The organism is Ruthenibacterium intestinale (assembly GCF_040096265.1).
Lineage (GTDB): Bacteria > Bacillota > Clostridia > Oscillospirales > Ruminococcaceae > Ruthenibacterium > Ruthenibacterium komagatae.
The window spans coordinates 1-26514 of the sequence record NZ_JBBMFA010000105.1 but is presented as its reverse complement, the minus strand read 5'-3'; the positions used below and the strand labels follow the sequence as shown (position 1 = coordinate 26514).

Below are 26514 nucleotides of genomic sequence, written 5' to 3'. Positions count from 1 at the left end.
ACGTTTGTTCCGCACGGTACATGAATTTGTGGCGCTAAGTCTTTGTAGGAGGCGACTTATCATAGAAAACAGGAAAAGAAGCCCGCAAGGGGCGCGGGGCGCGTCGGCACCCGTGAGAAAGAAGAAAAAGCAAAGCACAGCAAAGCGGATTTGGTTTGGCTTTCTGCGCTTTATTGCAGTGTGCATGTGCCTGGGCATCATTGCGGTGTCCATTGCGTCGGTGCTGCTCAGCATGTATGTGGTGAAGGCCACGGCCAACGACGATACGCTGCTGGATTTGGAAAACATCGCGCAGAGTTATACCAGTATCATCTATTATAAGAGCACGAACGCAGAGGGTCAGGACGAGTGGCTGGAATATCAGACGCTTGACAGCCCGGACGAGAATCGTATCTGGAAAGATCTGGATGATATTTCCGTCAATCTGCAGAACGCATACATTGCCATTGAGGACCAGGACTTCCGTGAGCACAAAGGCGTGAACTTTAAGCGCACGGTGTTCGCTGCCATCAACGAGATCGTGCATGAGGTGACGGGCGTCTGGCTTCGCGGTTCGAAGCAGGGCGCTTCCACCATCAACCAGCAGTTGGTGAAAAACATCACGGACGAGAGTGCCAGTGACGGTACGGCCGGCTATCTGCGTAAAATTCGTGAGATTTTCCGTGCGCTGTCTCTGGACGCGCGGTATTCCAAGGACATGATCCTGGAAGCTTATCTGAATACATTGGGCCTGACCGGTAACATCGGCGGTGTGGAAGCAGGTGCGCTGCGCTATTTTGATAAGCATGCGGGCGACGAAGACAACATTGCCGAGGGCAAGGAGCCGCTGACCATTGCAGAGTGCGCGACCATTGCGGCCATCACCAAGAATCCTACGACCTACAGCCCGATCACAAACCCGGAGGATCATCTGGTCCGCCGGAACAAGGTGATCAGCAACATGTATGAGCAGGGTTATATCACCGAGGAACAGCGGGACGAAGCGCTGGCTGCACCGCTGGTTCTTGCGGAGAAGACCACCGATGAAAATGCGGCCAAACAGACCAACAACAGCTACTTCACCGACGCCTTGATCGATGAAGTGATTACAGATCTGCTGGCGGAGAATCCCGACAATCTGCCGGAAGAAGAGTGGGACAGAAAGGCTGCGGAAAATTATTTCTATACCAAAGGCCTGAAGATCTATTCCACCGTTGTGCCGGAGCTGCAGGCGGAAATGGAAGACGTGTTCAACCGTGCGGAATACTGGCCTGCCTATGAGATCGAGTACGATCCGGGCGATGGGTCCGAGCCGTATATGACGCGCACCAATGCTTCGGGCGTTTCCATCAACTACAAAGGCGAGTTGTGCGCTGTGGTCGGCGGCCTGGGTGCGAAGACTGCAGACCGTACGCTGAACCGCGCCATCGATTCGGTCCGGCAGGTAGGTTCTACCATGAAAGGCGTGGCGGCCTATCCGCTGGCCATTGAGTACGGCTGGGCGGATTACTCCATGACGTATATCGATGCGCCGGTATATGAGGCCGGTGACATGGATGACAACGGAACCGTGTACAAGGATCCCTGGCCCAGCAACTACAGCGGCACCTATACGCGGCAGCCGGTCACGGTCTATGAGGCAATCAAGCAGTCACTGAATACCATTGCCGTAAGAGTTGGCCAGTCGGTAGGCGTGGATGAGATGTACAGCTTTGCAACCGAGACGCTGGGAATCACCACGCTGGATCCGGAATACGATAAAAACCTCGCGCCGCTGGTGCTGGGTTCCATGCATTACGGTATGACCGCATACGAACTGGCGGGCGCTTATATGATGTACGGAAACGGCGGTCAGTTTACCACGCTGCACAGCTATACCACGGTGGAGGACTTCCGCGGAAACGTGATTTTGAAAAAGGATATCACCACCGTACAGGCCATCAGCGAGGATACCGCGTATATCATGAACCGCTTGCTGAAGGGCGTTTTGTACGACAGCGGCGGTACAGCTCGCGGCTTGATGGCGGATGACGCAGGCATGGAGAGCGTGGGTAAAACCGGTACCACCAATGATAACAAGGATATTTGGTATGTGGGCCTGACGCCGTATTACTGCTCGGCGTTCTGGTTCGGCTATGACGAGAGCCTGCCCATGAGCAGTTACAATCCGGGACGTATCAAGCACCCGGGTGCGAGCGCCTGGCGTGAGATTATGGATACCGTGCAGGCGGATGAAACCAAGTATCCGTATAAGGAATGGACCATGCCGGATTCCGTGGTAAAAGATTCGTTCTGTACCGTAACGGGAGACAAACCGGCAGCGGGATGCCCGACGGCTACCGGCTATTACAAAGCTTCGGAAGTAGACGAACGCACTACCTGCCCGGGTCATGGCTCAACAGAATAAACCATTCAAAAGCGGTGTTGCGCATATGCAGCACCGCTTTTTTACCGCAAATGGAACAGAGTGTGTTTTTTCTGCGTACAATTGTGATTGTGGACTGTACAATCTATCTGCATGAATTCCACACATAGCGCGCTCCTTTGACAAATTGCCGAAAAGAATTGGCGAAGAAAAGAAATTCTTGTGTTTAGAAGGAGAACATGCTATGATTGCATTACATTCACAAAATACAAATGTGCGTCATGTGCGCACGAATGGAGGGTACCATGGAAAAGCGCTTCTTGCTTGTGGACGTAAATGTGCTGCCGGAAGTGTTTTTGCGTGTTCTGCGTGCCAAGGAACTTCTGGCAAGCGGAGCAGCTAAAAATATTTCGGTTGCTTCACGGATGGTGGGAGTTTCCCGCAGTGCGTTTTATAAGTATAAAGACTGCATTTTTGATGCGGAAGATGGCAAGGAAGTTTTGACGGTGAACGCGGTCCTTTTGGACGAGACCGGGGCGCTGCAGGCGCTTCTGGCCGGAATTTCCACAGCGGGCGCATCCATTGTGACCATCAATCAGGCCACGCCGGAGAATGGAACGGCGCAGGTTTCCGTAACCATTCGCGCAGGTGGTATGCAAATGTCTCTGGATCAGATGCTCCATCGTTTAAAAGAGCAGCGCACGGTTGTGGATATCCGCCGTGGGGCGTGAGAGAAAGGAAAAGGCAAGATGGCAAAAATTGCAATTTTAGGCTTTGGCACGGTGGGAAGCGGCGTTCTGGAAGTGCTTCGTACCAATGCGGACAAAGCAGCCCGCCGTGCAGGGCAGCCTGTGGAAGTGAAATATATCTGTGATATCCGGGATTTTTCTTCGCATCCGGATGCGGCGCTGTTTGTGAAAACGCTGGACCCGATTTTGAACGATCCCGAAGTGACCGCTGTAGTGGAGACCATCGGTGGAACAAAAGTGGCATATCCTTACGTGAAGGCAGTGCTGGAAAGCGGCCGTCACGTGGCCACCTCCAACAAGGAGCTGGTTGCGACCCATGGCGCGGAACTGCTGGCTCTGGCCCGCGAAAAAGGCGTGTGTTTCCTGTTTGAGGCCAGTGTGGGCGGCGGTACGCCAGTCATTACGCCCATGTATCAATGCCTGGCAGCCAACAATCTCAGCGAAGTGCGCGGAATCGTCAACGGAACCACCAACTTCATGCTGACGAAGATGGAACGGGAGGGCATGGATTTTGAAGGTGCGCTGAAGCTTGCTCAGAGCCTGGGCTATGCGGAGACCATCGATCCGTCGGCGGATGTGGACGGCATTGATGCACAGCGAAAAATCTGCATTTTGGCCAGCATTCTTTTCGGACGGCATTTCTATCCTCAAAATGTAGCTGCGCGCGGCATTCGGGATGTGAGCGTCAAAGACATTGCTTTGGCCAGACGGCAGAATGCAGCAGTCAAACTGATCGCGTGGGCCAAGCAGACGGAAGACGGGCCGGCTTTGGCGGTGGAACCCATGCTGGTACCCCGGGAAAGCCAGCTGGCGGGCGTGGACGATGTGTTCAACGCTGTGATGGTGCGCGGTGACATTCTGGGCGATGTGATGTTCTATGGCAAGGGCGCAGGCAAACTGCCCACCGCCAGCGCCGTGACCGCAGATGTGTTGGATGCGCTGCGCAATGGCGGGTCCATTCATGAGAGTCTCTTTTGGACGGACAGTGAGCCGATGGAAGGCGTTTACGAGGACGCGTCTCCGGCTGACCGCTATGTAAGGGCCGAGGGCGGCGCTGCAGCGGTGCGGGCTGTGTTCGGCGATGTGGAGATTTTGGACGAGGCGGACGGAGAGATCGCTTTTGCGCTGCGCGGCAAGTCTGTTGCGCAAACGCGTGCACTGTGCGAAGAAGCAGCGCGGCAGGACGTGCGCGTAAAAAATGTTTTGAAATGGCTGACGCTGTGAGAGGGTGAAGCGTATGATAACGGTAAAGGTCCCAGCGACCAGCGCCAACATCGGCGCGGGATTTGACTCCTGCGGCCTGGCGCTTCAACTGTATAACACCGCCCAGATGGAGGAGTTCGATGGGGTGGACATTCAGAGTGCGGACGGCACTCCCATCCCCACCACGCCCGGCAACCTGATTTACCGCACGGTGAAAGAGGTGTACGACGTGTGCGGGCGTTCGCTGAAGGGACTGCGCCTCATTCAGACGAATCCCATTCCCATGGCGCGCGGGCTGGGGTCATCGTCTGCGTGCATCGTAGCCGGAATTCTGGGGGCGAATGCACTGTTGGGCAGTCCCATGGCACAGCAGGATATGCTGACGCTGGCCACAAAGATCGAGGGACATCCGGACAATGTGGCACCCGCATTTTTGGGCGGCTTCGTGGTCTCTGCCTACGATAAGGGACGGGTCTTTTCGCTGAAAAAGGCGATCGCAAGTTCCATCACATTTGCGGCGTTTGTGCCCAATTTCAAATTGCTGACAGAAAAGGCGCGCGCCGCCCTGCCCAAAAGTGTGGCGCATGTGGATGCGGTGTACAATTTGTCCCGCGCGGCACTTCTGGCAACGGCTTTCTGTGAGGAGCGGTACGACTTTTTGCCCATTGCCACCAAGGATTGCCTGCATCAGCCGTACCGTCTGCCGTTGATTGAGGGCGGCGAAGACGTGTTTGCACTGGCGGACGGCTTGGGCGCGCTGGCCACGTTCATCAGCGGCGCAGGCCCCACCATTCTAGCTGTGGTGCGCAAAGAGGATGCAGATGCGTTTTTTGCCCGCGCAAGCGAGGCGTTAAAAGCAGACCAGGCGCTGGCGGCTTTCAGCCTGCACCGCCTGGATGCGGACAACGAGGGCGCGCGGGTGCTTTGAATATCAGAAAACGAGGGGAAGAGGGAAAGCAATGGCTTTGATTGTGCAGAAATTTGGCGGCAGCTCGGTGGCCAACCGTGACCGGTTGTTCAACGTGGCGCGCATTGTGGCCAATACCCACAACGAAGGCAACGACGTGGTGGTCGTTGTTTCCGCGCAGGGAGATACCACGGACGATTTGATTGCGAAAGCGGGCGAGATCACACACGATCCGTCCAAGCGGGAGTTGGATATGCTGCTGGCCACAGGAGAGCAGATCAGCATTGCTCTGCTGGCCATGGCGCTGGCGGAGATCGGTTGTTCGGCCATCAGCCTGACGGGCTGGCAGGCAGGATTCCACACGGACCGGGCCTACAGTCGTGCCCGGATCAAGGATCTGGATACCGAGCGCATTGAAAGCGAGCTGGCACGCAACCGTGTGGTTGTGGTAGCGGGATTCCAGGGACTGAACCGGTATGATGACATCACCACACTGGGACGGGGCGGGTCCGATACCAGTGCAGTGGCAATCGCGGCGGCGCTGCATGCGGATCTGTGTCAGATTTATACGGATGTGGATGGTGTGTACACCGCCGATCCGCGGGTGGTCCCCAATGCGCGCAAACTGGATACCATTACATTTGACGAGATGCTGGAACTGGCGAGCCTGGGCGCACAGGTGCTCAACAACCGCAGTGTGGAGCTTGCAAAGAAATATTCTGTCAATCTGGAGGTGCGTTCGTCTTTGACGAATGTGCCGGGCACCATTGTTAAGGAGGTCGTGGACGTGGAAGGAATGCTGATCAAAGGCGTAGCCAAGGACGATAAGGTGGCTGCTGTTTCAATTCTGGAGGTGCCCGATCAGCCGGGTATTTCTTTTAAAGTGTTCAGCCTGATGGCGCAGAACAAAATCAACATCGGAATTATTCTGCAGTCGGTGGGCCGCAGCGGGAACAAGGATCTGCTGTTTACCGTTCCGCTGGAAGATGCGCCGCTGACCCAGCGCCTTTTGGAGGAAAACCGCAGCCGTTTCGGCGGGCGTGAGATCAAGGTGGACACAGATGTGGCGAAAGTCAGCATTGTGGGCGCCGGCATGCAGAGCCATCCGGGCGTTGCGTCCAAAATGTTTGAGACGCTGTATGAGAACAACATCAACATTCAGATGATTGCCACCAGCGAGATCAAGCTTTCGGTCATCATCAAAAAGGAAGAGGCGGACCGCGCTGTGGCAGCTGTGCACGATGCATTTTTCCGTTGATGCGCTGGCTATTTACAGCTGACTGTGGTATACTAAAAGGCAGGCTTTTTCAGAGCCTGCCTTTTCGCATTTTTCATATCTTCAGGGGGGAATCATTTGACCAGAAAAGCAGCCAGTCCGCGTCAGGTGCGGCAAGAGCATCTTGCACGGAGAGAACAGGAGCTTTCACGCCGGCGCAGAAAAGCACAGACGATGCCCCGCTATCAGGATGAGAAAAGGCGGGAACGAAAAGAGCGCAGTGCAAACGAGGAGAAGAACATGGAGAAAAGGGTGCAGCTGGCGCCGGAAAAGACAGACGAAGCATGGCAGGTCCGGCAGGAGTATGTGGCGCCGGCTGCCACGCGCGAACCGGTGCGGCGGGCTGAGCGCCGGAAGAAAAAAGGGCTGGCCCTTTGGAGTGGGCTGATGCTTCTGGTGGTTCTGGGTGCCGCGGGCGTTTTGATTTTTATGGCCACCCAGCAGCGGATCCGTGAGGAAGAGCGGGCTGAATCTCTCTCCGCTCTGGCGGAACAGGCGGTCTCGGCTGTGGTGGAAGAACCCGAAGTGCTTGGCCCCAGTGACCCGGATCTGTGGAGCCTTCTTTTGGCGAACACGACGAATCCTCTTCCGGAGGGATATGCTCCGGAGCTGGCCAGTGTAGGGTACGACTTCCGGGGAATTGAGCAGTTTGTGGACGAGCGCATTCAAAAACCGCTGCTGGACATGCTGGCGGCAGCCGAGGCGGACGGCGTTCATCTGCAGGTTCGTTCGGCATACCGCAGTCATGAGAGCCAGACCATTTTGTTTGAAAGCATGAAGCAGGATTACATCGCGCAGGGCTATACTGAGGAAGAGGCGTACGCCGCAACGAAAAAATGGCGCAATGTGCCGGGCACTTCGGAGCACGAGACCGGTTTGGCGGCGGACATTGTGGCCGTAGGATATGGCGGCAGCCTGGACAGCAGCCTGGAGCAGACCCCGGAAGCGCAGTGGCTGTATGAAAATGCCGCGGATTACGGGTTTATTCTGCGGTATCCCAAGGATAAGACGGAGATCACGGGCACCAGCTTTGAGCCGTGGCATTACCGCTATGTGGGTGTCGAGGATGCGCAAAAGATCATGGATGCAGGCGTGTGCCTGGAAGAATATCTCGGAAAGGTTGAATGAAAACGGGCTTGCAGCTTCGTTTTTATCATAGAAACAAAACAGCAAAGGATTTTGGACGATGGAGAGAAAACAAATCGCAGACGGCGTATATCTGACGGCATTACCCGCCGGGCAGTTTCATCGCTGCCGGGTTTCGATCAATTTTATCTGGCCGGCTGACCGGCAGTGGGCGACAGCGGAGGCGTTGATGCCGCTGCTGATGGAGCGCTGCTGTGCAGATTGTCCGGATATGACGCTGCTTTCCAAAAAGCTGGCGCGGCTGTATGGCGCCTCGCTTTCGGTGGACGGTGTTGTAAACAGCGGAAGCCGCGTGCTGACGGTGGCTGTGGGCGGCATCAAGGATGAGTTTGCTCTCAATGGGGAAAAGCTCAGTGAAGAATATGCTGCGCTGGCATTGGGAACGGCGTTTCGTCCGTATTTCGTGGACGGTATGTTTGATCCCGAGGCGGTGGCCATTGAAAAAGAGCAGCTGCGGGAACTGATCGCCAGCGAAATGAATGAGAAACGCGCTTACTGTGTTCGCCAGGCGCGGCGCAAGTTTTTTGGCGATGCGCCGGCAGGTGTGGAGCGGTACGGTTATGCACAGGAAGTAGACGGGCTTACACCTGAGACGGTGACCCGCGCATTCTTTCGGATGCTTCGCTCTGCCCGCATTGAGGTGATGGCCCTGGGGGCGGATGCGTGCGCGGTGGAACAGAGTGTTTTAAAGGCTCTGGAAGGGATCGAGCGCGCTCCCGCGGATCTGCCTGCGGCATTTGCACAGCCGGCTCAGGCAGAGCAGAGTTTTGAAGAACCGATGGATACCGCCCAGGGAAAACTGTGCCTGCTGTTTACGGCCGGCCAGCCTCAGCGGCCGGAAAAACTGAGCGCGGCGCGGGTGGCGGTGGCTCTGCTGGGCGGAACCGCTACGTCACGGCTGTTTGTCAATGTGCGTGAGAAGCGCAGCCTGTGCTATTACTGTGCGGCCTCTTATGCGTCCATGGCCGGCTTGCTGTGCATTGACAGCGGCGTGGAACACCAGAATGCCAAAGCGGCGAAACAGGCTATTTTGGAGGAGCTGGATGCCCTGAAAGAAGGCCCCATCACCGCCAAAGAGCTGGCTGACACAAAGCGCAGCCTGAAAAACCAGCTGGGTGCAGTGGGAGATACTCTGCAGGGAATGGAAAACTGGTACTTTGGGGAGATCATGCGGGGAAGCCTGTTCACGCCTCAGCAGGTGATGGAACAGGTGGACGCGGTGACGGAAGAAGATGTGCGGAATGTGTTGCGCATGTTTACGCTTTCGGTTTCCTACACGCTGACGAAAGGAGAGAATGCGCATGTCTGAGACCAGCAAACAGGCGGTCGAGCGGGCAACAGCCTTTGAAAAAACGGTTCTGCCCAACGGCCTGACGGTTCTGGTGCATCCCATGCCCGGCTTTACCGGCGTTTATGCGCTGTATGGTACAAAGTTCGGCAGCATCGACCGCTCCTTTGTTCTGGATGGAAAGCGCTGGGATCTGCCCGCCGGTGTGGCGCACTTTCTGGAGCACAAAATGTTTGAGAACGAAGAGGGGGACGCTTTTACGCTTTATGCGAAAACGGGCGCCAATGCCAACGCGTATACCAGCTTCGATAAAACCTGTTATCTGTTTTCGGCCTCCAGCCGCACAGAGGAAAATCTGGACATTCTGCTGAGCTTTGTGTCCCGCCCGTATTTTACGGAAAAGACCATTGCCAAAGAGCAGGGAATCATCGGGCAGGAAATTAAAATGTACGACGATTCCCCCGATTGGCGGCTGATGTTCAGCGTCTATCAGTGCCTGTACGGGCAGCATCCGGTGCGCGAAGACATCGCCGGAAGTGTGGAGAGCATCGCAGAAATCACGCCGGAAATGCTGTATGCCTGTGCAGATGCGTTTTATCGCCCCCAAAACATGGCGTTGGCTGTGGCGGGCAATGTGACCATGCAGCAGGTGCTGGATGCGGTGGAGCGGGCTGCTATCCCGGAGAAGACGGGTGTGGTGGAACGCATTCCGGTGTGCGAGCCCCGGCAGGTGGCCGAGAAGGAGCGGTCCTTCTCCATGCCGGTGTCCAAACCGCTGCTGGGCGTGGGCTTTAAAGAAGCTTTGCCCGAGCCGGAGAATCAGTTGAAGCTGGAATTCCTCTGTGACATTCTCACCGAATTGATTTGTGGAAGCATGACGCCGCTGTATCGGAAATTGTATGACGAGAATCTGGTCAGTCCGGGATTTTCCGGTGAAATCCTCAGTGTGCCCGGCGCTTTGTGCACGGTCTTCGGCGGTGAGACAAGCCGCCCGGAATATGTGCGGGAGCTTCTCTTGCAGGAAATTCGCCGTCTGCGCAGCGAGGGTGTGGATGCAGAACTGTTTACGCTGTGCAAAAATCAGCTGTATGGTGAGCTGATTGCAGATCTGGAGAATATTGACGATGTGGCGGCAGGCCTGTTCAGTGCGTTCAGCCGTGGCCGCACACCCGCAGAGGAAATCGACACGCTGGCTGCCATTACGCTGGAAGACGTGAACGGCGCGCTGCAGAATTTGCTGCAGGAAGAGTACAGTGCCACCGTGATCATCCGCCCCGCAGGGGAAAAGAAAGGGGAACTTGCTTCATGATCAACCATGTAACTTTTCCGGGGCTGGGCCTTTCCATGACCATCAACCGGGTGGCGTTTACCGTGTTCGGCGTGCCGGTGTACTGGTACGGAATCTGCATCGCTTTGGGGTTGGTGTTGGGATTGGCCTTCGCTTTTTCCAAGGCACGCAGCTATGGCATTGATTCGGACCGCATGATCGATGTGGTCATGCTGGCGACGCTGTGCGCCATTGTGGGCGCCCGCGCTTATTATGTGGTTTTTGCCCCGTTTGAATATGAAAGCCTGTGGGATATGATCAACCTGCGTGACGGCGGCCTGGCCATTTATGGCGGTGTGCTGGCGGCGTTTGTCTCTGCGCTGTTCCTTTGCCGCTGGCGCAAGGTGCCCACGCTTCCCATGTTCGATCTGGCGGCCATGGGCTTTCTGATCGGGCAGGGGCTTGGTCGTTGGGGAAACTTCTTCAACCAGGAAGCCTTTGGCACCAATACCACCCTGCCCTGGGGCATGTACAGCGAAGGAACGCAGAACTATCTTGCATCGGTGCAGGCAACGCTGGCGGCACAGGGCGTGACCGTAGACCCATCCCTGCCGGTTCATCCGACCTTCTTGTATGAAAGCCTGTGGTGCCTGTTGGGATTTGTGGTGCTGTTTTTGTATCAGAAACGGCGCAAATTCCACGGCGAGATTTTCCTGCTGTATATCATCTGGTACGGTGCCGAGCGCTTTATCGTGGAAGGACTGCGCACCGACAGTTTGGAGACCGTTGGCGGCATCCGCGTCAGCCAGCTGCTGGCACTTGTGTCCGTGATCGGTGCGGCAGGTGTCTGGCTGTGGCAGCGGAAGGTGCATCGGGGTCAACCTTTGATGGTTACTTACCCGGTGGTGGATAAGCGTTTGGACGGCCCCGCGGTTTTGACCTGGAACGTAAACGAGACGCCCAGTGTGCAGGAACTGAAGGAGCGCATTGACCGGCTGGTGGAACAGGAGAAGGCGGCGGAGAGCAAGAAAGAGGCCGCCGAAACGGAAGCGGCACCGGCTGCTGAGGAAAAAACACAGCCCAAAGCGGCAACGGTGCGCAAGCCCCGTGCGGATCGCGCAAGGGTATTGGAACGCCGCGCTGCACGACAGACGGTCAATGTTCATGCAGAGGCGGCGCGGGCGCTGCGCTCACTGGGAAACGAGCGGCCCAGCCGCCGGCGCATCCGGCACTGAGCACATCCGAGGGGGGAGAGAACAAGATGGCAAAGCTGATCAGCGGCAAAGAGCTGGCCGCACGTGTCAAACAGGAAGTGGCGCAGGAAGTACAAGCGCTGCGTCAAAAGCAGATCACCGTCCGTCTGGCAGTCATCATTGTAGGAGAAAATCCGGCAAGTATGACCTATGTGGCGGGCAAGGCGCGGGATTGCGAGGCCTGCGGGATCGAATCGGATGTGATTCGGCTGCCGGAGCAGACCACCGAGGCGGAATTGCTGGAGCGTGTGCGCGCCTGCAATGAGGATCCTTCGGTCAATGGACTTTTGGTACAGCTGCCGCTTCCCAAACATATTTGCGAAAAGAATGTGATCGATGCCATTGCACCGGAAAAAGATGTAGACGGTTTTACGCCGGTGAATGTGGGAAAAATGGTGATCGGTGAATCCTGCTTCCTGCCCTGCACACCTGCGGGCTGTTTGGAGATGCTGCGCAGCACGGGCCTTTCCATGGCGGGCAAGAACGCTGTTGTGGTGGGCCGCTCCAATATTGTGGGAAAACCCATGGCGCTGTTGTTGTGTGCGCAGAATGCCACTGTGACGCTGTGCCATTCCCGTACACAGGATCTGGCGGAGATCTGCCGCCGGGCGGATATTTTGGTGGTAGCTGTGGGACGCGAGAGGTTCATCACCGGTGATATGGTCAAACCCGGCGCGGTGGTCATCGATGTGGGAATCAACCGCGGCGCGGATGGAAAGCTGCACGGAGATGTGGATTTTGAAGCGGCCAGCGAGAAGGCTGCTTTCATCACGCCCGTGCCCGGAGGCGTGGGCCTGATGACCCGCGCGATGCTCATGCGCAATACTCTGGAGGCTGCCAAGCGGCAGAGAGGACAGGCGGAATGAATTTTTTGCGGAAATACGGCTGGCTGGCGGCCATCTTTGCCGTTCTGCTGGGCGCGGTCTTTTTTGTGGGTCCCGGCCGGGAAATGGCTGCCGGAACGGACATTACCTCGGAAGAAATTATGATCGGCGATATGATTTATGACCGGCAGAACCCGCAGGACCCGGCGCGCATTCTCCTTCAAAGGTATGTATCTCCCCTGACAGAGCACAGCCTGGGACGCAAGTATGTCACGGATGTTTATGTTCAGGATGGGACGCTTCCTTCTGAGGACTTTGAAACGTACGATTCACAACCCGGCCTGGCGGGCATTGTATATGGTCTGGCGGACCGTCTTCTGCCTTTTTCGCCGCAAACGCGACTGGCTGTTTTGCATGGTGTCAACGGGGTGTTGTACTGTTTGATGCTGACGGTGATCCTTGGCTGGGCGGCGCGCTGGTTCGGAAAAGGTGCGATGTTTCTGAGCGCTGTATGCGCGGCAGCAATCATGCCGCATACCTTCAGCTTTGCCACCAATCTGTATTGGCTTGGCTGGGTGCAGATGCTGCCCATGGCGGTCATGTGCTTTACACTGCGACGGGGCCTTCCGGCCCGGCATTGCGGCCTTCGGTTGTTTTTGAGCGCATTTATCCCATGCCTGATCCGTTTTTTGTGTCAGTACGAGTATGTTTCGGATGTGTGCATCTGCCTGATGGTGCCGGTTTTGGTGCAGCTTTGGGCAGAACCGGACGGCGCGCGGCGCTTTTGGCGCACAGCAGTTCCGCCGACCGTGGGCGCATTGGCGGCCTTTGGCGCATCGGTAGTGTATAAACTCTGCGTGCTGGCGCGGCTGGACGGCGGATTTGCAGCTGCATGGAAGAGGTTTATGGAACCGGTGGCAGTTCGCCTGTTTGGAAAAGCCTCGGAAGCCTATGAGTATTCACAAGAGGCTTCGCAGGCAAGTTTGCCGGAGACCTTCCGCCGGGTTTTGAAAACGCCTTTGTATGAGGTGGGCGGCATTCGGGTGCAGCTTTGGCATTTCCTGGCACTGGCGGCAATGGCACTGTTGCTGGTGGCGGTTTTGTGGGCGCTGCGCCGGGGTACACAGAGCCGCGGCGCACAGCTGAGTTTTGCGTTCTTAAGTTTTTTGGCGGCAGCTTCCTGGCTGGTGCTGGCCAAGCCCCACAGCTATGTGCATGTGGGATGGGCCCAGGCAACCTTTTTTATGCCGTTCCTTTTGTGTCTGCCTGCTTATTGGATTCTGGCTGCGGGAGACCTGCTGCGTTTTTTCGGAAAAAGCAGGCACAGCGCTTGACATTTTTGCATCGTTTGTGGTATAGTGTATGAGCCGCTTGGTTTGGGCTCCTGAAGTGTCGGTGCTTGCCGGCCGCCTGTTTGTCCAGCGAGACTTATGAAAATGAGGGAAACAAATGTACGCAGTGATCGTTACCGGCGGTAAACAGTACCGCGTGGAAAAAGGCGACGTCATCTTCGTTGAGAAGCTGAACGCCGAGGCTGAGAGCACTTACACCTTCGACAACGTTTTGGCGGTTGGCGAAGAGGGCAGCGTGAAATTCGGCACTCCGGTTGTGGAGGGCGCGAAAGTCACCGGCAAAGTTCTGAAAAACGGCAAAGGCAAGAAGATTACCGTTCTGACCTATCGTCCCAAAAAGGACTCCAAGCGCAAGAAAGGTCATCGTCAGCCGTATACCAAGATTGAGATCACCGAGATCAACGGTTAATAGGGGAGGGTATTTAACATGGCACATAAAAAAGGCGTAGGTTCTACCAAAAACGGCCGTGATTCCGAGTCCAAGCGCCTCGGTGTGAAACGCGGCGACGGCCAGTTTGTACTCGCCGGCAATATTTTGGTCCGTCAGCGCGGCACTCACATCCATCCGGGTGAGAATGTGGGCCGCGGAAGCGACGACACGCTGTTCGCTCTGGTTGATGGCCGCGTTTCTTTTGAGCGCGTCGGCCGTGACCGCAAGCAGGTCAGCATCAAGCAATAAGTTGTTTTTGCAAGCCGGGGCAGTTGTCCCGGCTTTTTTGTGTGAACGGGGAATACTAAAACCGACCGTGAGACACTGCGCGCAATGCCGCGCATCAGAAAAGGAGACGCTATGTTTATCGATACCGCTCAAATCTACATCAAGGCGGGCAATGGCGGCGATGGTGCCGTCGCCTTTCATCGTGAAAAATACGTGGCGGCCGGCGGCCCGGATGGCGGCGACGGCGGCCGCGGCGGCAATGTGGTGTTTGTGGCCGATTCCAATCTTTCCACGCTGATGGATTTTCGCTACAAACGCAAGTACGTGGCACAGACGGGTGAGAATGGCCGCGGAAGCCGCTGCAACGGGAAAAATGCGCCCGATCTGGTGATTCGGGTTCCCCGGGGAACTGTGGTTCGGGACGCGCAGAGCAATCTTGTGATTGCGGATATTTCCGGTGACGAGCCGGTTGTCATTGCAAAAGGTGGCAAGGGCGGCTGGGGCAACGTGCACTTTGCCACGCCGACCCGGCAGATCCCCAAATTTGCCCGGCCCGGGCAGAGAGGGGAGGAACTGACCGTTCGTCTGGAATTGAAACTGATTGCGGACGTGGGCCTGGTCGGATTCCCGAATGTTGGCAAAAGCACACTGATTTCTGTGATCAGCGCGGCAAAACCCAAAATTGCAAACTACCATTTTACGACCTTGTCGCCGGTGCTGGGTGTGGTCAAGGTAGGGCCGGAAGCCAGTTTTGTGGCGGCGGATATCCCGGGTTTGATTGAAGGTGCGGCTGACGGTGTGGGCTTGGGCCACGATTTTCTGCGCCATGTGGATCGCTGCCGCCTGCTGCTGCATGTGGTGGACGTGTCCGGCTGTGAAGGCCGCGACCCCAAGGATGACTTTGAAAAAATCAATACCGAACTGGAACGCTTTTCGCCGGAACTGGCCCAGCGCCCGCAGATCGTGCTGGGAAATAAATGCGATATTGCCAGCAGCGAACAGATCGAGGATTTTCGGTCGTTTGTGGAAGAAAAGGGACTTTTGTTCCTGCCGGTCAGCGCGGCAACGCGGCAAGGATTGGATGCACTGCCTGGCCTGGTCTATGAGCGGCTGAAAGAACTGCCGCCGGTGGCGGTGTATGAACCGGAATATGTAAAGCCGGACCCGGCGCTGAAAGATCCCCGTGCGTTCTCTGTTACCAAAGAGGACGAGCACGTGTGGAATGTGGATGCGCCGTGGCTGGAGGACATTCTGGCGGGCAGCGATGTGGACGATTACGAAAGTCTGCAGTATTTTCAGCGGCAGCTGCAGGATAGCGGCGTGATTGCCAAGCTGGTGGAAATGGGTGTTGAAGAGGACGACACCATCTGCATTGGCGAATATCAATTTGACTATGTGTTCTGACAAAGGAGGGCGCGCGCATGTTGTTTGAGGCGAATCCGGGTGAAAAGATCGACATTCGGGAACAGTCTCCCTTGTCTCTGGCTTTTGTGGGAGACGGAGTTTTCGAACTGCTGGTGCGCGCCCGTTTGGTGGAATACACACGGCTGGTGCCGAACCAGCTGCATCGGCACGCGGTCCGCTTCGTTTCGGCCCGCGGCCAGTGCCTGGGGCTGGAGGCGATTCTTCCGCTGCTGGATGAAGAAGAGCTGGCGGTGGTGCGGCGCGGCAAAAATGCCAGCAAAGCCACTGTGGCGAAACATGCGACGCCGCAGGAATACCGGGCGTCCACTGCATTGGAAGCGCTGTTCGGCTGGCTGTATCTGCAGAAGCGGGAAACGCGTATTTACGAGCTCTTTTCCAAGGTGTGGGACGCAATCGACGCGGCCGCCCAGACGGAATAAACGAAAAGCGCGGCGTGTATTCCAAGAGCTTGCTTTGGAAAACACGCTGCGCTTTTGTGCGTACAAATTGTTAAGGGGATCGAAGGTTATTTGCAGTTGGATGCGTTGCGGCTGTTGGAGCTGGTAGCTCGACCGGAAACTTTGCCAGTGGTTTTACTGGTCGTCTTGTTGCTGGTCTTGCTGGAGCTGGTGCGGTTGCTCGTTTTGTTCTGAGTGCTGCGATTATCCATTGTCATTTCACCTCCTGACACCCATAGTATCTGCAAGTTTTTCGCGCAATATACGAGAGGAAAAATTTATGAGTGATTCCTATTTTGAGGCTCGGGAACGGGAGCTGCTGGGCGAACAATACCAGAAGATGTATGCCTCTGCCCAGCACGTTTACCGTGCGGTGACGGTGAATCTGCTGCGCACCGATGCGCAAACATTTGCCCGCAGTGCCGATTTTCTGGAAGGTCCGGCACCTTTCTGCCCGGAGAGTTTTTATTTGAAAGAAAATACGCGGCCCGGCCGGCATCCCTATCATCATGCAGGAGTTTATTATGTGCAGGAGGCGAGTGCGGCGGCACCGGCAGCTCTTTTGAATGTTCAGCCGGGAGATCGGGTTCTGGACCTGTGTGCCGCACCGGGCGGAAAATCCAGTCAGCTGGGTGCCCGTCTGCAGGGAAAGGGACTTTTGGTTTCCAATGAGTATGTGGCCGCGCGTGCGCAGATCCTGAAAAACAATCTGGAACGAATGGGAATTTTCAACGCCTGGGTGTTGAATGAGGACGCTTCGCATGTGGCGGATGCGTTTCCGGAGTTTTTTGACAAGGTTTTGGTGGATGCACCCTGCTCCGGCGAAGGGATGTTTCGGAAGGAAGAGGAGGCGCTGCGCCAACATTCGCAGGCATTGGTTCGTCAGTGCTCCGAAATGGGCGCGGAGATTTTAGAGCACGCTGCGCGCTGTTTGGCACCCGGCGGTCTGTTGTGCTATTCCACGTGCACCTTTGCCCCGGAAGAGGATGAAGGGCAAATCGGCCGCTTTCTTTCGCGCCACCCGGAGTTCTCACTTTTGCCGGTTCGGCTTGCGGCTGGAAGTCCGGGCGAAGAGGCCCGCCGCTGCGGTTGGGATTTCGATGCGTCTTTGTGCTGGCGCATTTACCCGTGCCATGGCGGCGAGGGACACTTCATGGCGCTTCTGCAAAAGGCTGGAACGCCTCAGCCCGGGCGCTCTGTTTCACACAAGGCAAAACCTGCCAAAGAATGCGGGCAGTTTTTAGACGAAATGTTCGGACAGCTGCCCGGCATTCCAGTGCAGAATGGCGACCGCTGGTATCTTGTGCCGGAACTGGCGTCTCCTGCGGGGCGTCTGCGTACCGTCCGCTGCGGAGTGGAACTGGGCAGTGTGGTCAAGGGAAGGTTCGTTCCTGCGCATGGACTGGCCATGGCGTTCGGCAGTCTTTGCCGCAATACAGAACAGCTGACGCTGGCAGACCCCAGAACAGCCGCCTGGCTGCGGGGGGAAGAGATTGCGGCAAAAACAGCAGGGAATGGATGGACCGCAGTGCTGGTGGACGGATTCCCGCTCGGATGGGGAAAATGCAGTGCAGGACGTGTTAAAAACCACTATCCGAAGGGCCTGCGGAACTTGGGATAGTTGATTTTGCTTTCTTTGTATGGTATACTTATTTGGTTAAAATGGTAGGATTATACTAATTTATTAGGGGGTTCCTGTTATGTCAGGGCATAGTAAATGGAATAACATCAAGCGCAAGAAAGAAAAGACAGACGGTCAGCGCGCGAAGATCTTCACCAAGATCGGACGCGAGATGTCTGTTTGCATTAAGGCCGGCGGCCCGGACCCCGCGGTGAATGGTAAGCTGCGCGATCTGATTGCCAAGGCGAAAAGCCTGAACGTGCCGAACGACAATATTCAGCGTATTATCAAAAAGGCACAGGGCGCGGAAAAAGACGATTACGAAAGCATCACTTACGAAGGATACGGCCCCAATGGCATCGCCATGATGGTGGAGACCCTGACGGACAACCGCAACCGCACCGCGGGCAATCTGCGTCATTACTTTGATAAATTCGGCGGCAATCTGGGCAATAACGGATGCGTCAGCTTTTTGTTCAGCGAACAGGGCGTGATCGTTCTGGACGTGGAAGGCAAGGATGAGGAGACCGTGATGGAGGATGCCTTCGACGCCGGTGCAGACGATTTCGATATGGCGGACGATGTGGCGGAGATCACCACTTCTCCCGCGGCGTTCAGTGATGTGCGCGCGGCGCTGGAGGAAAAAGGCTACAGCTTCATTTCTGCGGACGTGGCGATGGTGCCGTCCACGCGCACTGCGCTGACCGATCCGGATGCCATTAAAAATATGGGACTGCTGCTGGATCATCTGGAGGACGATGACGACGTGCAGAACGTGTGGCACAACCTGGAAAACGAAGAAGATTTGGACCGCTGAGTGTCCTGCCTTGTGAATGGATAGAGAAAGGAAGGTGACGGCTTTGCCCAACCAGATCATATGCGACAACTGCATGTCCTGTGTGGACGAAGGGCTGGCCGAATGCCCGTTCTGCGGAGCCAAATTTGAAAACCGGAATCCCCGGGGAACGCTGCCGGCCTACAGCCTTTTGGCGGGCCGCTACACCATCGGGGCATGTATCGCCGTGGATGGAGAGGGCGTGACCTATCAGGCCATTGACGTTACCAATGCCCATCGTGTGGTCATCAAGGAATATGTCCCGGTCACCATGTGTGCCGCCCGCACCCGCGAAGGGGCGGTGGTGCCGCGCGCCGGAAAAGAAGTCATGTTCAAAACCACGCGCATGGATTTTGTGGATTTGTACCGCAGTCTTGTTACGCTGGGGCGGACGGAGGGCCTTGTGACGGTGCTGGATTTGGTGGAGACCAACAACACCGCCTACGCAGTGCGTGAACCGGACGAGGGCGAGACGCTGCAGGCTTATCTGGATGCACGGGAAGAGCCTTTGACACAGGAAGAAGCGCTGATGCTTCTGCGCCCGGTGGTATATGGCGTGGAGGCCATGCACCGCATGGGGCTTTTGCACCGCGGAATCAGCCCCGAAACCGTATTCATCACGCCTGCCGGGGCAAAATTGTCCGGGTATGCGACACTTGGCCTGCGCAATGCGGGCGGTGAGCTGAAAAGCCAGCTTGTGGATGGATATGCGGCTCCGGAGCAGTATGCTGTTGCAGAGTTTGACGGAAAATATACCGATATTTACAGCCTGGGCGCTTTGTTTTACCGTGCGTTGACAGGGCATACCCCGCTGGCGGCCAACCTGCGCAGAATGAATGACAATATGCTGCCGGCCCACCGTGTGAACCGGGAACTGCCGGGGTATGTTTCCACGGCAATCGGCCGCGCCATGCGGCTGAATCCCAGCGAGCGGCCTCAGTCTGCGTCGGATTTGCTGGCGGCTATCACCACCCCAACGCGCTTGGACTCAAAGTTCCATTTGACGAGCCGTCAATGGAAGTTTGTGGCCATTGCCGCAGGTGGACTGCTGCTGGTGATCCTGCTCAGCGTATGGGCGATTTTGAGCGCTGTGGGCGGCGGGGAAGAGTCTTCTTCCTCTTCTGTTTCGACATCTGCCTCTGCATCTCAAAGTCAGAGCAGCTCTGCACAGAGCAGTTCTTCTCAGTCTGTCGCGGAAAAAGTTTCGGTCCCCAACTTTGTGGGCAACCTTTATCAGGATATCATCGACAGCGATACCTATAAGGAGACATTCCTGTTCACAACGGAATATGAGTACAGTGATGATTACGACGAAGGAAAGGTCATTCGTCAGGAGCCTGCCTTTGGCACCAAAGTTTCGCCGGGGGCGACCATCAAGCTGTACGTCAGCAAAGGCCCTGAATACGCCACGATTCCCACGAACATCGTGGGCTTGAGCAAAGGCGATGCACAACAGCTTTTGCGCGAGAATAACATTTTGTTCGAAATTGTGGAGACGGACAATCCGGACGGGAAATATACGGCTTATACCGTTGTAAAAACCGAGCCGGAGGTCGGCCAGAAAGTAAAGATGAATGAGACGGTGGTTAAGGTGTATGTGGCGAAAGAAGCCACTTCCACATCCAGTGAATCCACACCGCCGCCCGCGTCGTCTTCCTCTTCTTCGCAAGATGGAACGACATCTTCTTCATCCAGTGACGGTCAGACGCCAAGCGCTTAACATGTATGAAAAAGGCGAGAGAAAAGCAATGCTTTTCTCTCGCCTTTTTGTTTTTGAAACCAATGGGCTCAGCAGGTGGCTCCTCCCACAAGATGCTTTTGCGCAGAAAGATTTTCCTGTTTGCGCTGCAGCAGTTCATCGCTGAGCAATTGCGCCTGTACCTGATCAAAGCCAAGACGCGCGATGGTGTCGGAAAAACGCTCGCCCGTGATTCCCTGTTCGCGGAACAGCAGAATTGCTTTTTCAATCACATCCAGCACCTCTTCTTTGCTGGAGAAAATCTTATCAAGCGCGCGTCCCTGCGCTACATGCTTGCCCCAGCGTCCGCCAACATAGACTTTGTATCCGCCTGTGTAGCGGGTGATTGCGTCGAAGGGGCATTTGTTTACGCAGCGTCCGCAGTGGTTGCAGGCGTCCGCGTCAATGGAGACAATTCCGTCCACGACCTTGGCCACGTGGATGGGACAGGCGTTTTCCACCTGGCATACCTTACATCCGTGGCACTTGGAAGCGTCGATTTCAGGAATGCGCTGGCCGATTACGCCCAGATCGTTCAGGTCGGGCTTGACGCAGTTGTTGGGGCAGCCGCCCACGGCGATTTTGAATTTATGCGGCAGCTTCACATCCCGGTATCCGTGATAGAAGCGTTCGTGAATTTCTTCCGAAAGCGCGAAGGTGTCGATCAGACCGTACTGGCAGGTGGTTCCCTTGCAGGATACAACAGGCCGCACCTTCGAACCGGTTCCGCCGGTCTCCAACCCGTTTTGCGCCAGATAATCCCGCAGCGGTTCAATGTTTGCATAGGGAACGCCCTGAATCTCCAGTGTCAGGCGGGATGTCATGGTGATTTCGCCGCTGCCAAAGCGTTCTGCTGCCTCGGCAATGACCTTACTTTCTTCGGCGCTCACTTTGCCGTTTCGTGTGATCACACGACCGTTAAAACGATCGGGAGTTCGCTTGTCCTGCAAGAAACCAAGCGCTTTCACACGGGTGACATCCTGCGGCGATACGGTGCTCTGGGCGCCTTCCACTTTTACGTCGTTGAAGAAAACCGCGCCTTCCAAAACTTTTGTCTGAGTGTACCCAAAGGCTTTCAGGCGGTTCTGCAGGAAGTAGCCTCGCTTGCCTTTGGCGCAAACCAAAAGCAGTTTTTGATCCTTGGCCAGTCCTTCAATGGGACCGTTCACTTTGCCCAAATCTACCCAGCGCGCACCGGGAATGGACGGCTGCGGCGCAACATCCACAACGGTGTACTCTTTTGCGGCGCCGGCGGCGTACTCGGCGGGCGTCATGCTCTCCAGAACGCCGGTCAGTTTGTTCAGCAGAACATACACGGCCTGTACAAAGGGATGAATGGCAGTGGAGAAGGGGGGCGCATAGGCGTAGTCCAGATTTTCAAAGTCTTCCAGGCGAGCGCCCATGGAAATTCCGGTCACTGCAATATCGATCATTTTATCCACGGCGCCGGGCCCGAATACCTGGATGCCGAGCAGCCGGTGGCTGGCTTTGTCCGCAATCAGCTTGGTGACGAAAAAGGCGGCACCCGGATAATAATGCGCTTTATCATCCGTCACGGCCAGAGCGGTCTCCAGATCGTAACCGGCCTGACGTGCCTGTTCTTCGGTCAGACCAGTCCGTCCGCCGTTCAGTCCGGGCAGTTTCACCACACCGGTACCGAGAACGCCGGGATAATGCTTGTCCTGTCCGGCCAGGGCTTGCGCCAGAGTGCGTCCCTCGTAGTTGGCGGAAGAGCCCATCGCAGACCATTGGGCCGCTCCGGTAAGACGGTTTTTGACGATCACACAATCGCCGGCAGCGTAGACATCGGGCAGGTTGGTGCGCAGCTGATCATCGACCACGATCAACCCGCGCTCCATTTGAATGCCGCTGTCAGAAAGCCATGCGGTGTTGGGACGGATGCCGACGCTCATGACCACAACGTCCGCCACAATTTTGCCCGCACTGGTCAGTACGCCGGTAACTTTGTTGCCTTCTGCCAGAATTTCGGTCACTTTTGTTCCGGTAAGTACCCGGACGCCTGCTTTTTGCAGATGCTTTTTGGCGAAGTTTGCCATTTCCGGATCCAACACGTTGGGCATGACCTGCGGAGCAATATCCACAACGGTCACGCTGAGACCGCGCATCAACAGATTTTCTGCGATTTCAAGACCAATGAAACCACCGCCGACCACGACGGCCCTCCGCGCCTGCTTGGCTGTCAGATACGTGCGCAGCTGTTCCGCGTCATCGGGAGTGCGCATTTTGAAAACGCCCTCGGCCTGAACGCCCGGAAGCGGGGGAACAATGGAAGATGCGCCGGTTGCGACAACGCAGGCGTCATAAGGATAGAGCTCTTCTTCGCCGTTTTCCAGATTTTTGGCGAAAATCTGCCGCTGTGCACTGTCCAGCCGGAAGGCCTCCCGTTCGGTATGTACGGTGACGCCGGTCAGGGCAGTATATTTTTCCGGAGTGTTGACGATCAGCTCTCCGCGGCTCTCGATGGCGCCGCCCACATAATAGGGAAGACCGCAGCCGGCATAGGAGATATCCCTGTCCCGGCTGAGCAGGGTGATACGGATGGTTTGGTCCATGCGCTTCAGTTTCGCGGCGGCCTTGGTTCCCGCGGCCACGCCGCCAATTATTACTACATTCATGTAAGTGCTCCTTCCTGATTCATTTTCAGGGTCCCATGGCTTCATTATACGCTTGTGCTCAGGCTCTTGCAATTTTTTGTGAATATTTGAACTGTTTTGTGAGAGAATAAAAACGAGGTGACACACATGCAGAATTTTGAGGATTATACACCGGAGATGCTTGTTTACTACAATTCGCTGAGCGAACCGCTGAAGCGTCGTCTGGCAGAGAGCAAGTTTGCTGTTGAAGATCTGCAAAGTCTGGCGGCAGCAGCGGAAATGCTGGCGCAGGCTGGTGTGGACAGTATGCCGGAGTAAAAGGAAGAAGAGGGCGCGACCGTACGGCTGCGCCCTCTCTTGCATCCGATGATCGTGCCGGATATAATGAGGAATAAGGAGGATGCGATATGGGAGAAAGAATTTTTTCGGATATTACACAGGCGATTGGGCACACTCCTTTGATCTCGCTGGCGCGCCTGACGGAAAGCGCCGGGATAAAGGCGGAACTCTTTGCCAAATTAGAGGGGCAGAATCCGGCAGGAAGCGCGAAGGACCGGGTGGCGCTTTATATGCTGGATACCGCTGAAAAACAGGGAAAACTGAAGCCGGGCGGTACCATTGTGGAACCGACCAGCGGAAATATGGGGATTGGTCTGTGTGCCGTTGCGGCAGCACGGGGATACAAGGTAATCATCACAATGCCGGAAACCATGAGCGTGGAACGTCAAAAGCTGATGAAGGCTTATGGCGCGGAACTGGTCCTCACAGAAGGTGCCAAGGGAATGGCGGGCGCGATTGCAAAGGCAGAGGAAATCTCCGCGCAAACAGGTGCAATGCTGGCGGGACAATTTGTCAATCCGGCGAACCCGGAGGCTCATTATCGCACCACTGGCCCGGAAATTTGGCGGGACGCAGGCGGAAAAGTGGATGCGTTTGTGGCGGGCGTCGGCACAGGCGGTACCATAACGGGTGTGGGACGTTACTTAAAAGAAAAAGATCCGGAGGTCCATCTGGTTGCGGTGGAACCGGCGGACTCGCCGGTCCTTTCCGGAGGACAGGCCGGGGCGCATGGCCTGCAGGGAATCGGTGCAGGCTTTGTTCCGGACATTCTGGATACACAGATTTATAATGAAGTGATAACAAGAACCACGCAGCAGGCGTATGAAGCGGCCCGTCAGTTGACTCAAAAAGAAGGAATTTTGGCGGGAATTTCTTCCGGCGCGGCGCTGAGCGCGGCTTTGGAACTGGCTGCACGTCCTGCCTTTGAAGGAAAGCGCATCGTGGTTCTTCTGCCGGACAGCGGCGAGAGATATCTTTCGACAGATTTGTTCGAAGGGTGATAGAAGATCGGTTGCTGTTTTTGGAAAATTGTGCTACACTGATAAAAATGTCGCGAAGGAGGGAGAAGTCGTGCGTTCGTTTGAGTCTCGGGAGGACTATTTGGAGACGATTCTGGTTCTTTATCAGGAAAAGGGCGCAGTGCGCAGCATTGACGTGGCGGAACGCATGAAGTTTTCCAAACCAAGCGTCAGTCGCGCAGTGGGACTGTTAAAAAGCGCGGGACTGGTCACCATGGATCGGGAGGGCTTTTTGCGTCTGACTTCCGAAGGAGAAGCGGCGGCTCGTGGCGTGTACGAGCGCCATACGGTCCTCCGCGATTTTCTTATTCAAATCGGTGTGGATGCGGCAACAGCGGCAGAAGATGCCTGCAGGATGGAACATGTGATCAGCACACAGACGTTTGAGAGTATTCGCAAACAGCTGAAAGACGAAGATAAGGAAAGAATCGTGCGATGAAAAAACAAAAAGTTTATTGGATCATTGGTCTGATCGGTTGTGTGGTTGGAACAGCGCTGATGGCGGCTCGTCTGCTGTGGGGTTTTATGGAAGAACAGCTTACAGTCAGTTCTGCTGTGATTTGTCTGCTTGTGTTTTTGGTGGCGTTTTATTTGCTGCTGACACAGGCGCGCCCGGACAAAGAGAAGAAATGATATTTAAAAATCCCCGCCCGGAAATCGCTCCGGACGGGGATTTTGAGTTTTATCCAATTCCTTTATACAGAATGCTGCATACCAGGACGAGCACAGCCAAACCGACGTAAAAGTATTTGGCGGTAATTCGGAAGCCTTTTCCCAGCGGCTTGCTCCTTCCCTGGTTTAGCTCGGCACAAATACGGTCTGTGCCCAGAACCCAGTAGATGATAATGGCGCAGAGTACAGCGCCGAAAGGAACGATGTAGATTGTAATGGCGTCCATCCAACTGCCCAGGCGAGGTTCATATTCGATGAGTGTACCGGCGGCGTATACAATCAGTGCCACAAGAGCGACCGACGCCTTTCGGGGAAGATGCAAATGCCGCATCACCGCTTCCGCGCACACCTCAAACATATTGACCAAACTGGTGATTCCGGCGAAGATGACCGAAAGGAAGAAGACAATGGAAACAAGGCGACCGCCGGGCATCTGTGCAAAGACCTTGGGAAGTGTAATGAAAATCAGGGGAGGGCCCGAAGCAGGGTCCAAGCCAAACGCAAACACGGCGGGAAGGATCACAAATCCGGAAAGCAAAGCGGCGCAAGTATCCAGAAAGGCGGTTTGTGCGGCTGCACGGGGAATGTTTTCTTCCTTTCCCAGATAGCTGCCGTAAATAATCATGCCGGAACCGGTGATGGAAAGAGAAAAGAATGCCTGTCCCATGGCCATTACCCAGGTGTCGGGGTTTAAAAGCTGGCTCCAGTCAGGAATCAGCAAGTAGGCATATCCGGCGCCGGCGCCGGGAAGAAATGCCACATAGACGGCAACTCCCAGAAACAGCAGGAAAAAGGCTGGCATAATAATGCGATTGGCTTTTTCAATTCCTTTTAATACGCCGCCGAAAAGAATCAATGCGGTAAGAAGAATTACTGCCGCATGCCATCCCAGACTTCCGAATGGTCCGGTCATGTCCGCAAAATAGGTTTCGGCATCCGTATCAAAAAGGGATCCAGTCAATCCGCCGGCACAGTAGCGAAGCACCCATCCCACAATCACCGCATAACCAATGGCGATACCCAACGATCCGAATAAAGGGATGGCGCCCAAGAGACCGCCGCCTTTTTTGCCGCGGGTCTGGAGGGCGTACTGGTATGATCCGATAGGCCCTGTACCGGTTAGACGACCAAAAGCAAATTCGGCGGAAAGGCCTGCATAGCCGAATAAAGCAACAAAAAAGAAATATACCAGTAAAAATGCGGCACCGCCGTACTGGCCTACACGATAGGGGAAAAGCCAAATATTGCCCATGCCAACGGCAGAGCCCACCGAGGCCAGAACAAACCCCAGTTTGTTCCGAAATTTGAGATTGTGTTTTTCCTGCATGATTCTGCTCCTGTCACTGATGTTTTCCACAGTATAGCATAAAGAAACAAAAGGAGCAATGCAAAGCGGCAGCTTGAATGCCCTGTTGGAATCTGTTTCTCTATATAAATAAGGAAGCAAAAAATAAATTTCAAAAAAGGGAAAAAAAGGAGTTGACAGGAGAGGAAGGATGTGGTAGTATAACAAAGCTGTCCCCACGGACGGGTCACAAAAGAGCGA

At 55.6% G+C, this 26514-nt stretch carries 25 protein-coding genes; 22 read left to right on the top strand and 3 right to left on the bottom strand.

The annotated features are described in order from the left end of the window. The first annotated feature begins 112 nt into the window (after nt 1-112). The 15 genes from WMO24_RS12780 (at nt 113) to WMO24_RS12710 (ending at nt 16111) form a co-directional block, all read left to right on the top strand. On the top strand, nt 113-2386 hold the full coding sequence (locus tag WMO24_RS12780) for a transglycosylase domain-containing protein (RefSeq protein WP_349216808.1): 2274 nt from the start codon (nt 113-115) through the stop codon (nt 2384-2386). Between the two features lie 263 nt (nt 2387-2649). Further along, complete coding sequence (locus WMO24_RS12775; protein ID WP_349216807.1) at nt 2650-3075, top strand: amino acid-binding protein; 426 nt, start codon at nt 2650-2652, stop codon at nt 3073-3075. Between the two features lie 18 nt (nt 3076-3093). Further along, nucleotides 3094-4317, top strand: a complete 1224-nt coding sequence (locus WMO24_RS12770; RefSeq protein ID WP_349216806.1) for a homoserine dehydrogenase — start codon at nt 3094-3096, stop codon at nt 4315-4317. A gap of 13 nt (nt 4318-4330) precedes the next feature. Then, nucleotides 4331-5224 carry a homoserine kinase gene (thrB, locus tag WMO24_RS12765; protein WP_349216805.1) on the top strand — a complete coding sequence of 298 codons (894 nt, stop codon included), beginning with the start codon at nt 4331-4333 and terminating at the stop codon, nt 5222-5224. A gap of 31 nt (nt 5225-5255) precedes the next feature. After that, nucleotides 5256-6461, top strand: a complete 1206-nt coding sequence (locus WMO24_RS12760) for an aspartate kinase (protein WP_349216803.1) — start codon at nt 5256-5258, stop codon at nt 6459-6461. A 96-nt stretch (nt 6462-6557) separates the two neighbouring features. Continuing rightward, a complete protein-coding gene (locus tag WMO24_RS12755; RefSeq protein WP_349216802.1) occupies nt 6558-7607 on the top strand; it encodes a M15 family metallopeptidase in 1050 nt (349 codons plus the stop codon). A gap of 58 nt (nt 7608-7665) precedes the next feature. Next, the gene (locus WMO24_RS12750; RefSeq protein WP_349216801.1) at nt 7666-8934 is read left to right on the top strand and encodes a M16 family metallopeptidase; all 1269 of its coding nucleotides are present in this window, start codon (nt 7666-7668) and stop codon (nt 8932-8934) included. Next, nucleotides 8927-10222, top strand: coding sequence for an EF-P 5-aminopentanol modification-associated protein YfmH (gene yfmH, locus WMO24_RS12745; RefSeq protein WP_349216800.1), 1296 nt, complete (start codon nt 8927-8929; stop codon nt 10220-10222). Before WMO24_RS12750 ends, yfmH begins: the two co-directional genes overlap by 8 nt. Further along, entirely contained in the window at nt 10219-11415 is a 1197-nt protein-coding gene (gene lgt / locus WMO24_RS12740) for a prolipoprotein diacylglyceryl transferase (protein ID WP_349216799.1), read from the top strand. The genes yfmH and lgt overlap by 4 nt, the downstream gene beginning before the upstream one ends. A 26-nt stretch (nt 11416-11441) precedes the next feature. Next, nucleotides 11442-12299, top strand: a complete 858-nt coding sequence (folD, locus tag WMO24_RS12735) for a bifunctional methylenetetrahydrofolate dehydrogenase/methenyltetrahydrofolate cyclohydrolase FolD (protein WP_349216798.1) — start codon at nt 11442-11444, stop codon at nt 12297-12299. Further along, nucleotides 12296-13591 (top strand): hypothetical protein, encoded by a 1296-nt coding sequence (locus WMO24_RS12730; RefSeq protein ID WP_349216797.1) that lies wholly within the window; start codon nt 12296-12298, stop codon nt 13589-13591. Before folD ends, WMO24_RS12730 begins: the two co-directional genes overlap by 4 nt. A 115-nt stretch (nt 13592-13706) precedes the next feature. Beyond that, complete coding sequence (rplU, locus tag WMO24_RS12725; RefSeq protein ID WP_349216796.1) at nt 13707-14018, top strand: 50S ribosomal protein L21; 312 nt, start codon at nt 13707-13709, stop codon at nt 14016-14018. 18 nt (nt 14019-14036) lie between these two features. Beyond that, a complete protein-coding gene (gene rpmA, locus WMO24_RS12720; RefSeq protein WP_177484461.1) occupies nt 14037-14288 on the top strand; it encodes a 50S ribosomal protein L27 in 252 nt (83 codons plus the stop codon). 111 nt (nt 14289-14399) lie between these two features. Next, entirely contained in the window at nt 14400-15671 is a 1272-nt protein-coding gene (gene obgE, locus WMO24_RS12715) for a GTPase ObgE (RefSeq protein WP_349216794.1), read from the top strand. 17 nt (nt 15672-15688) lie between these two features. After that, nucleotides 15689-16111, top strand: coding sequence for a Mini-ribonuclease 3 (locus tag WMO24_RS12710; protein ID WP_349216793.1), 423 nt, complete (start codon nt 15689-15691; stop codon nt 16109-16111). Between the two features lie 86 nt (nt 16112-16197). Here the strand turns inward: WMO24_RS12710 and WMO24_RS12705 are convergent, their stop codons facing one another. Next, complete coding sequence (locus WMO24_RS12705) at nt 16198-16341, bottom strand: hypothetical protein (RefSeq protein WP_349216792.1); 144 nt, start codon at nt 16339-16341, stop codon at nt 16198-16200. Nucleotides 16342-16409: 68 nt separating this feature from the next. Here WMO24_RS12705 and WMO24_RS12700 point away from each other — a divergent pair, with 68 nt between their 5' ends. The 3 genes from WMO24_RS12700 (at nt 16410) to WMO24_RS12690 (ending at nt 20305) form a co-directional block, all read left to right on the top strand. After that, nucleotides 16410-17750, top strand: coding sequence for an RsmB/NOP family class I SAM-dependent RNA methyltransferase (locus WMO24_RS12700; RefSeq protein WP_349216791.1), 1341 nt, complete (start codon nt 16410-16412; stop codon nt 17748-17750). A gap of 79 nt (nt 17751-17829) precedes the next feature. Continuing rightward, nucleotides 17830-18567 (top strand): YebC/PmpR family DNA-binding transcriptional regulator, encoded by a 738-nt coding sequence (locus tag WMO24_RS12695; protein ID WP_349216790.1) that lies wholly within the window; start codon nt 17830-17832, stop codon nt 18565-18567. Between the two features lie 16 nt (nt 18568-18583). Beyond that, a complete protein-coding gene (locus WMO24_RS12690; RefSeq protein WP_349216789.1) occupies nt 18584-20305 on the top strand; it encodes a PASTA domain-containing protein in 1722 nt (573 codons plus the stop codon). 68 nt (nt 20306-20373) lie between these two features. Here the strand turns inward: WMO24_RS12690 and WMO24_RS12685 are convergent, their stop codons facing one another. Further along, nucleotides 20374-22959: an FAD-dependent oxidoreductase gene (locus WMO24_RS12685; RefSeq protein WP_349216788.1), complete on the bottom strand. Its 2586-nt coding sequence runs from the start codon at nt 22957-22959 to the stop codon at nt 20374-20376. A 126-nt stretch (nt 22960-23085) separates the two neighbouring features. Here WMO24_RS12685 and WMO24_RS12680 point away from each other — a divergent pair, with 126 nt between their 5' ends. The 4 genes from WMO24_RS12680 (at nt 23086) to WMO24_RS12665 (ending at nt 24929) form a co-directional block, all read left to right on the top strand. After that, on the top strand, nt 23086-23256 hold the full coding sequence (locus WMO24_RS12680) for a hypothetical protein (protein ID WP_349216787.1): 171 nt from the start codon (nt 23086-23088) through the stop codon (nt 23254-23256). Nucleotides 23257-23345: 89 nt separating this feature from the next. Next, entirely contained in the window at nt 23346-24278 is a 933-nt protein-coding gene (gene cysK, locus WMO24_RS12675) for a cysteine synthase A (protein WP_349216786.1), read from the top strand. A 70-nt stretch (nt 24279-24348) separates the two neighbouring features. After that, a complete protein-coding gene (locus WMO24_RS12670) occupies nt 24349-24735 on the top strand; it encodes a metal-dependent transcriptional regulator (protein ID WP_349216785.1) in 387 nt (128 codons plus the stop codon). After that, entirely contained in the window at nt 24732-24929 is a 198-nt protein-coding gene (locus WMO24_RS12665; RefSeq protein ID WP_349216784.1) for a hypothetical protein, read from the top strand. The genes WMO24_RS12670 and WMO24_RS12665 overlap by 4 nt, the downstream gene beginning before the upstream one ends. A 49-nt stretch (nt 24930-24978) precedes the next feature. Here WMO24_RS12665 and WMO24_RS12660 read toward each other — a convergent pair whose 3' ends face one another. After that, on the bottom strand, nt 24979-26295 hold the full coding sequence (locus WMO24_RS12660; RefSeq protein ID WP_349216783.1) for a sodium-dependent transporter: 1317 nt from the start codon (nt 26293-26295) through the stop codon (nt 24979-24981). Between the last annotated feature and the right edge of the window lie 219 nt (nt 26296-26514).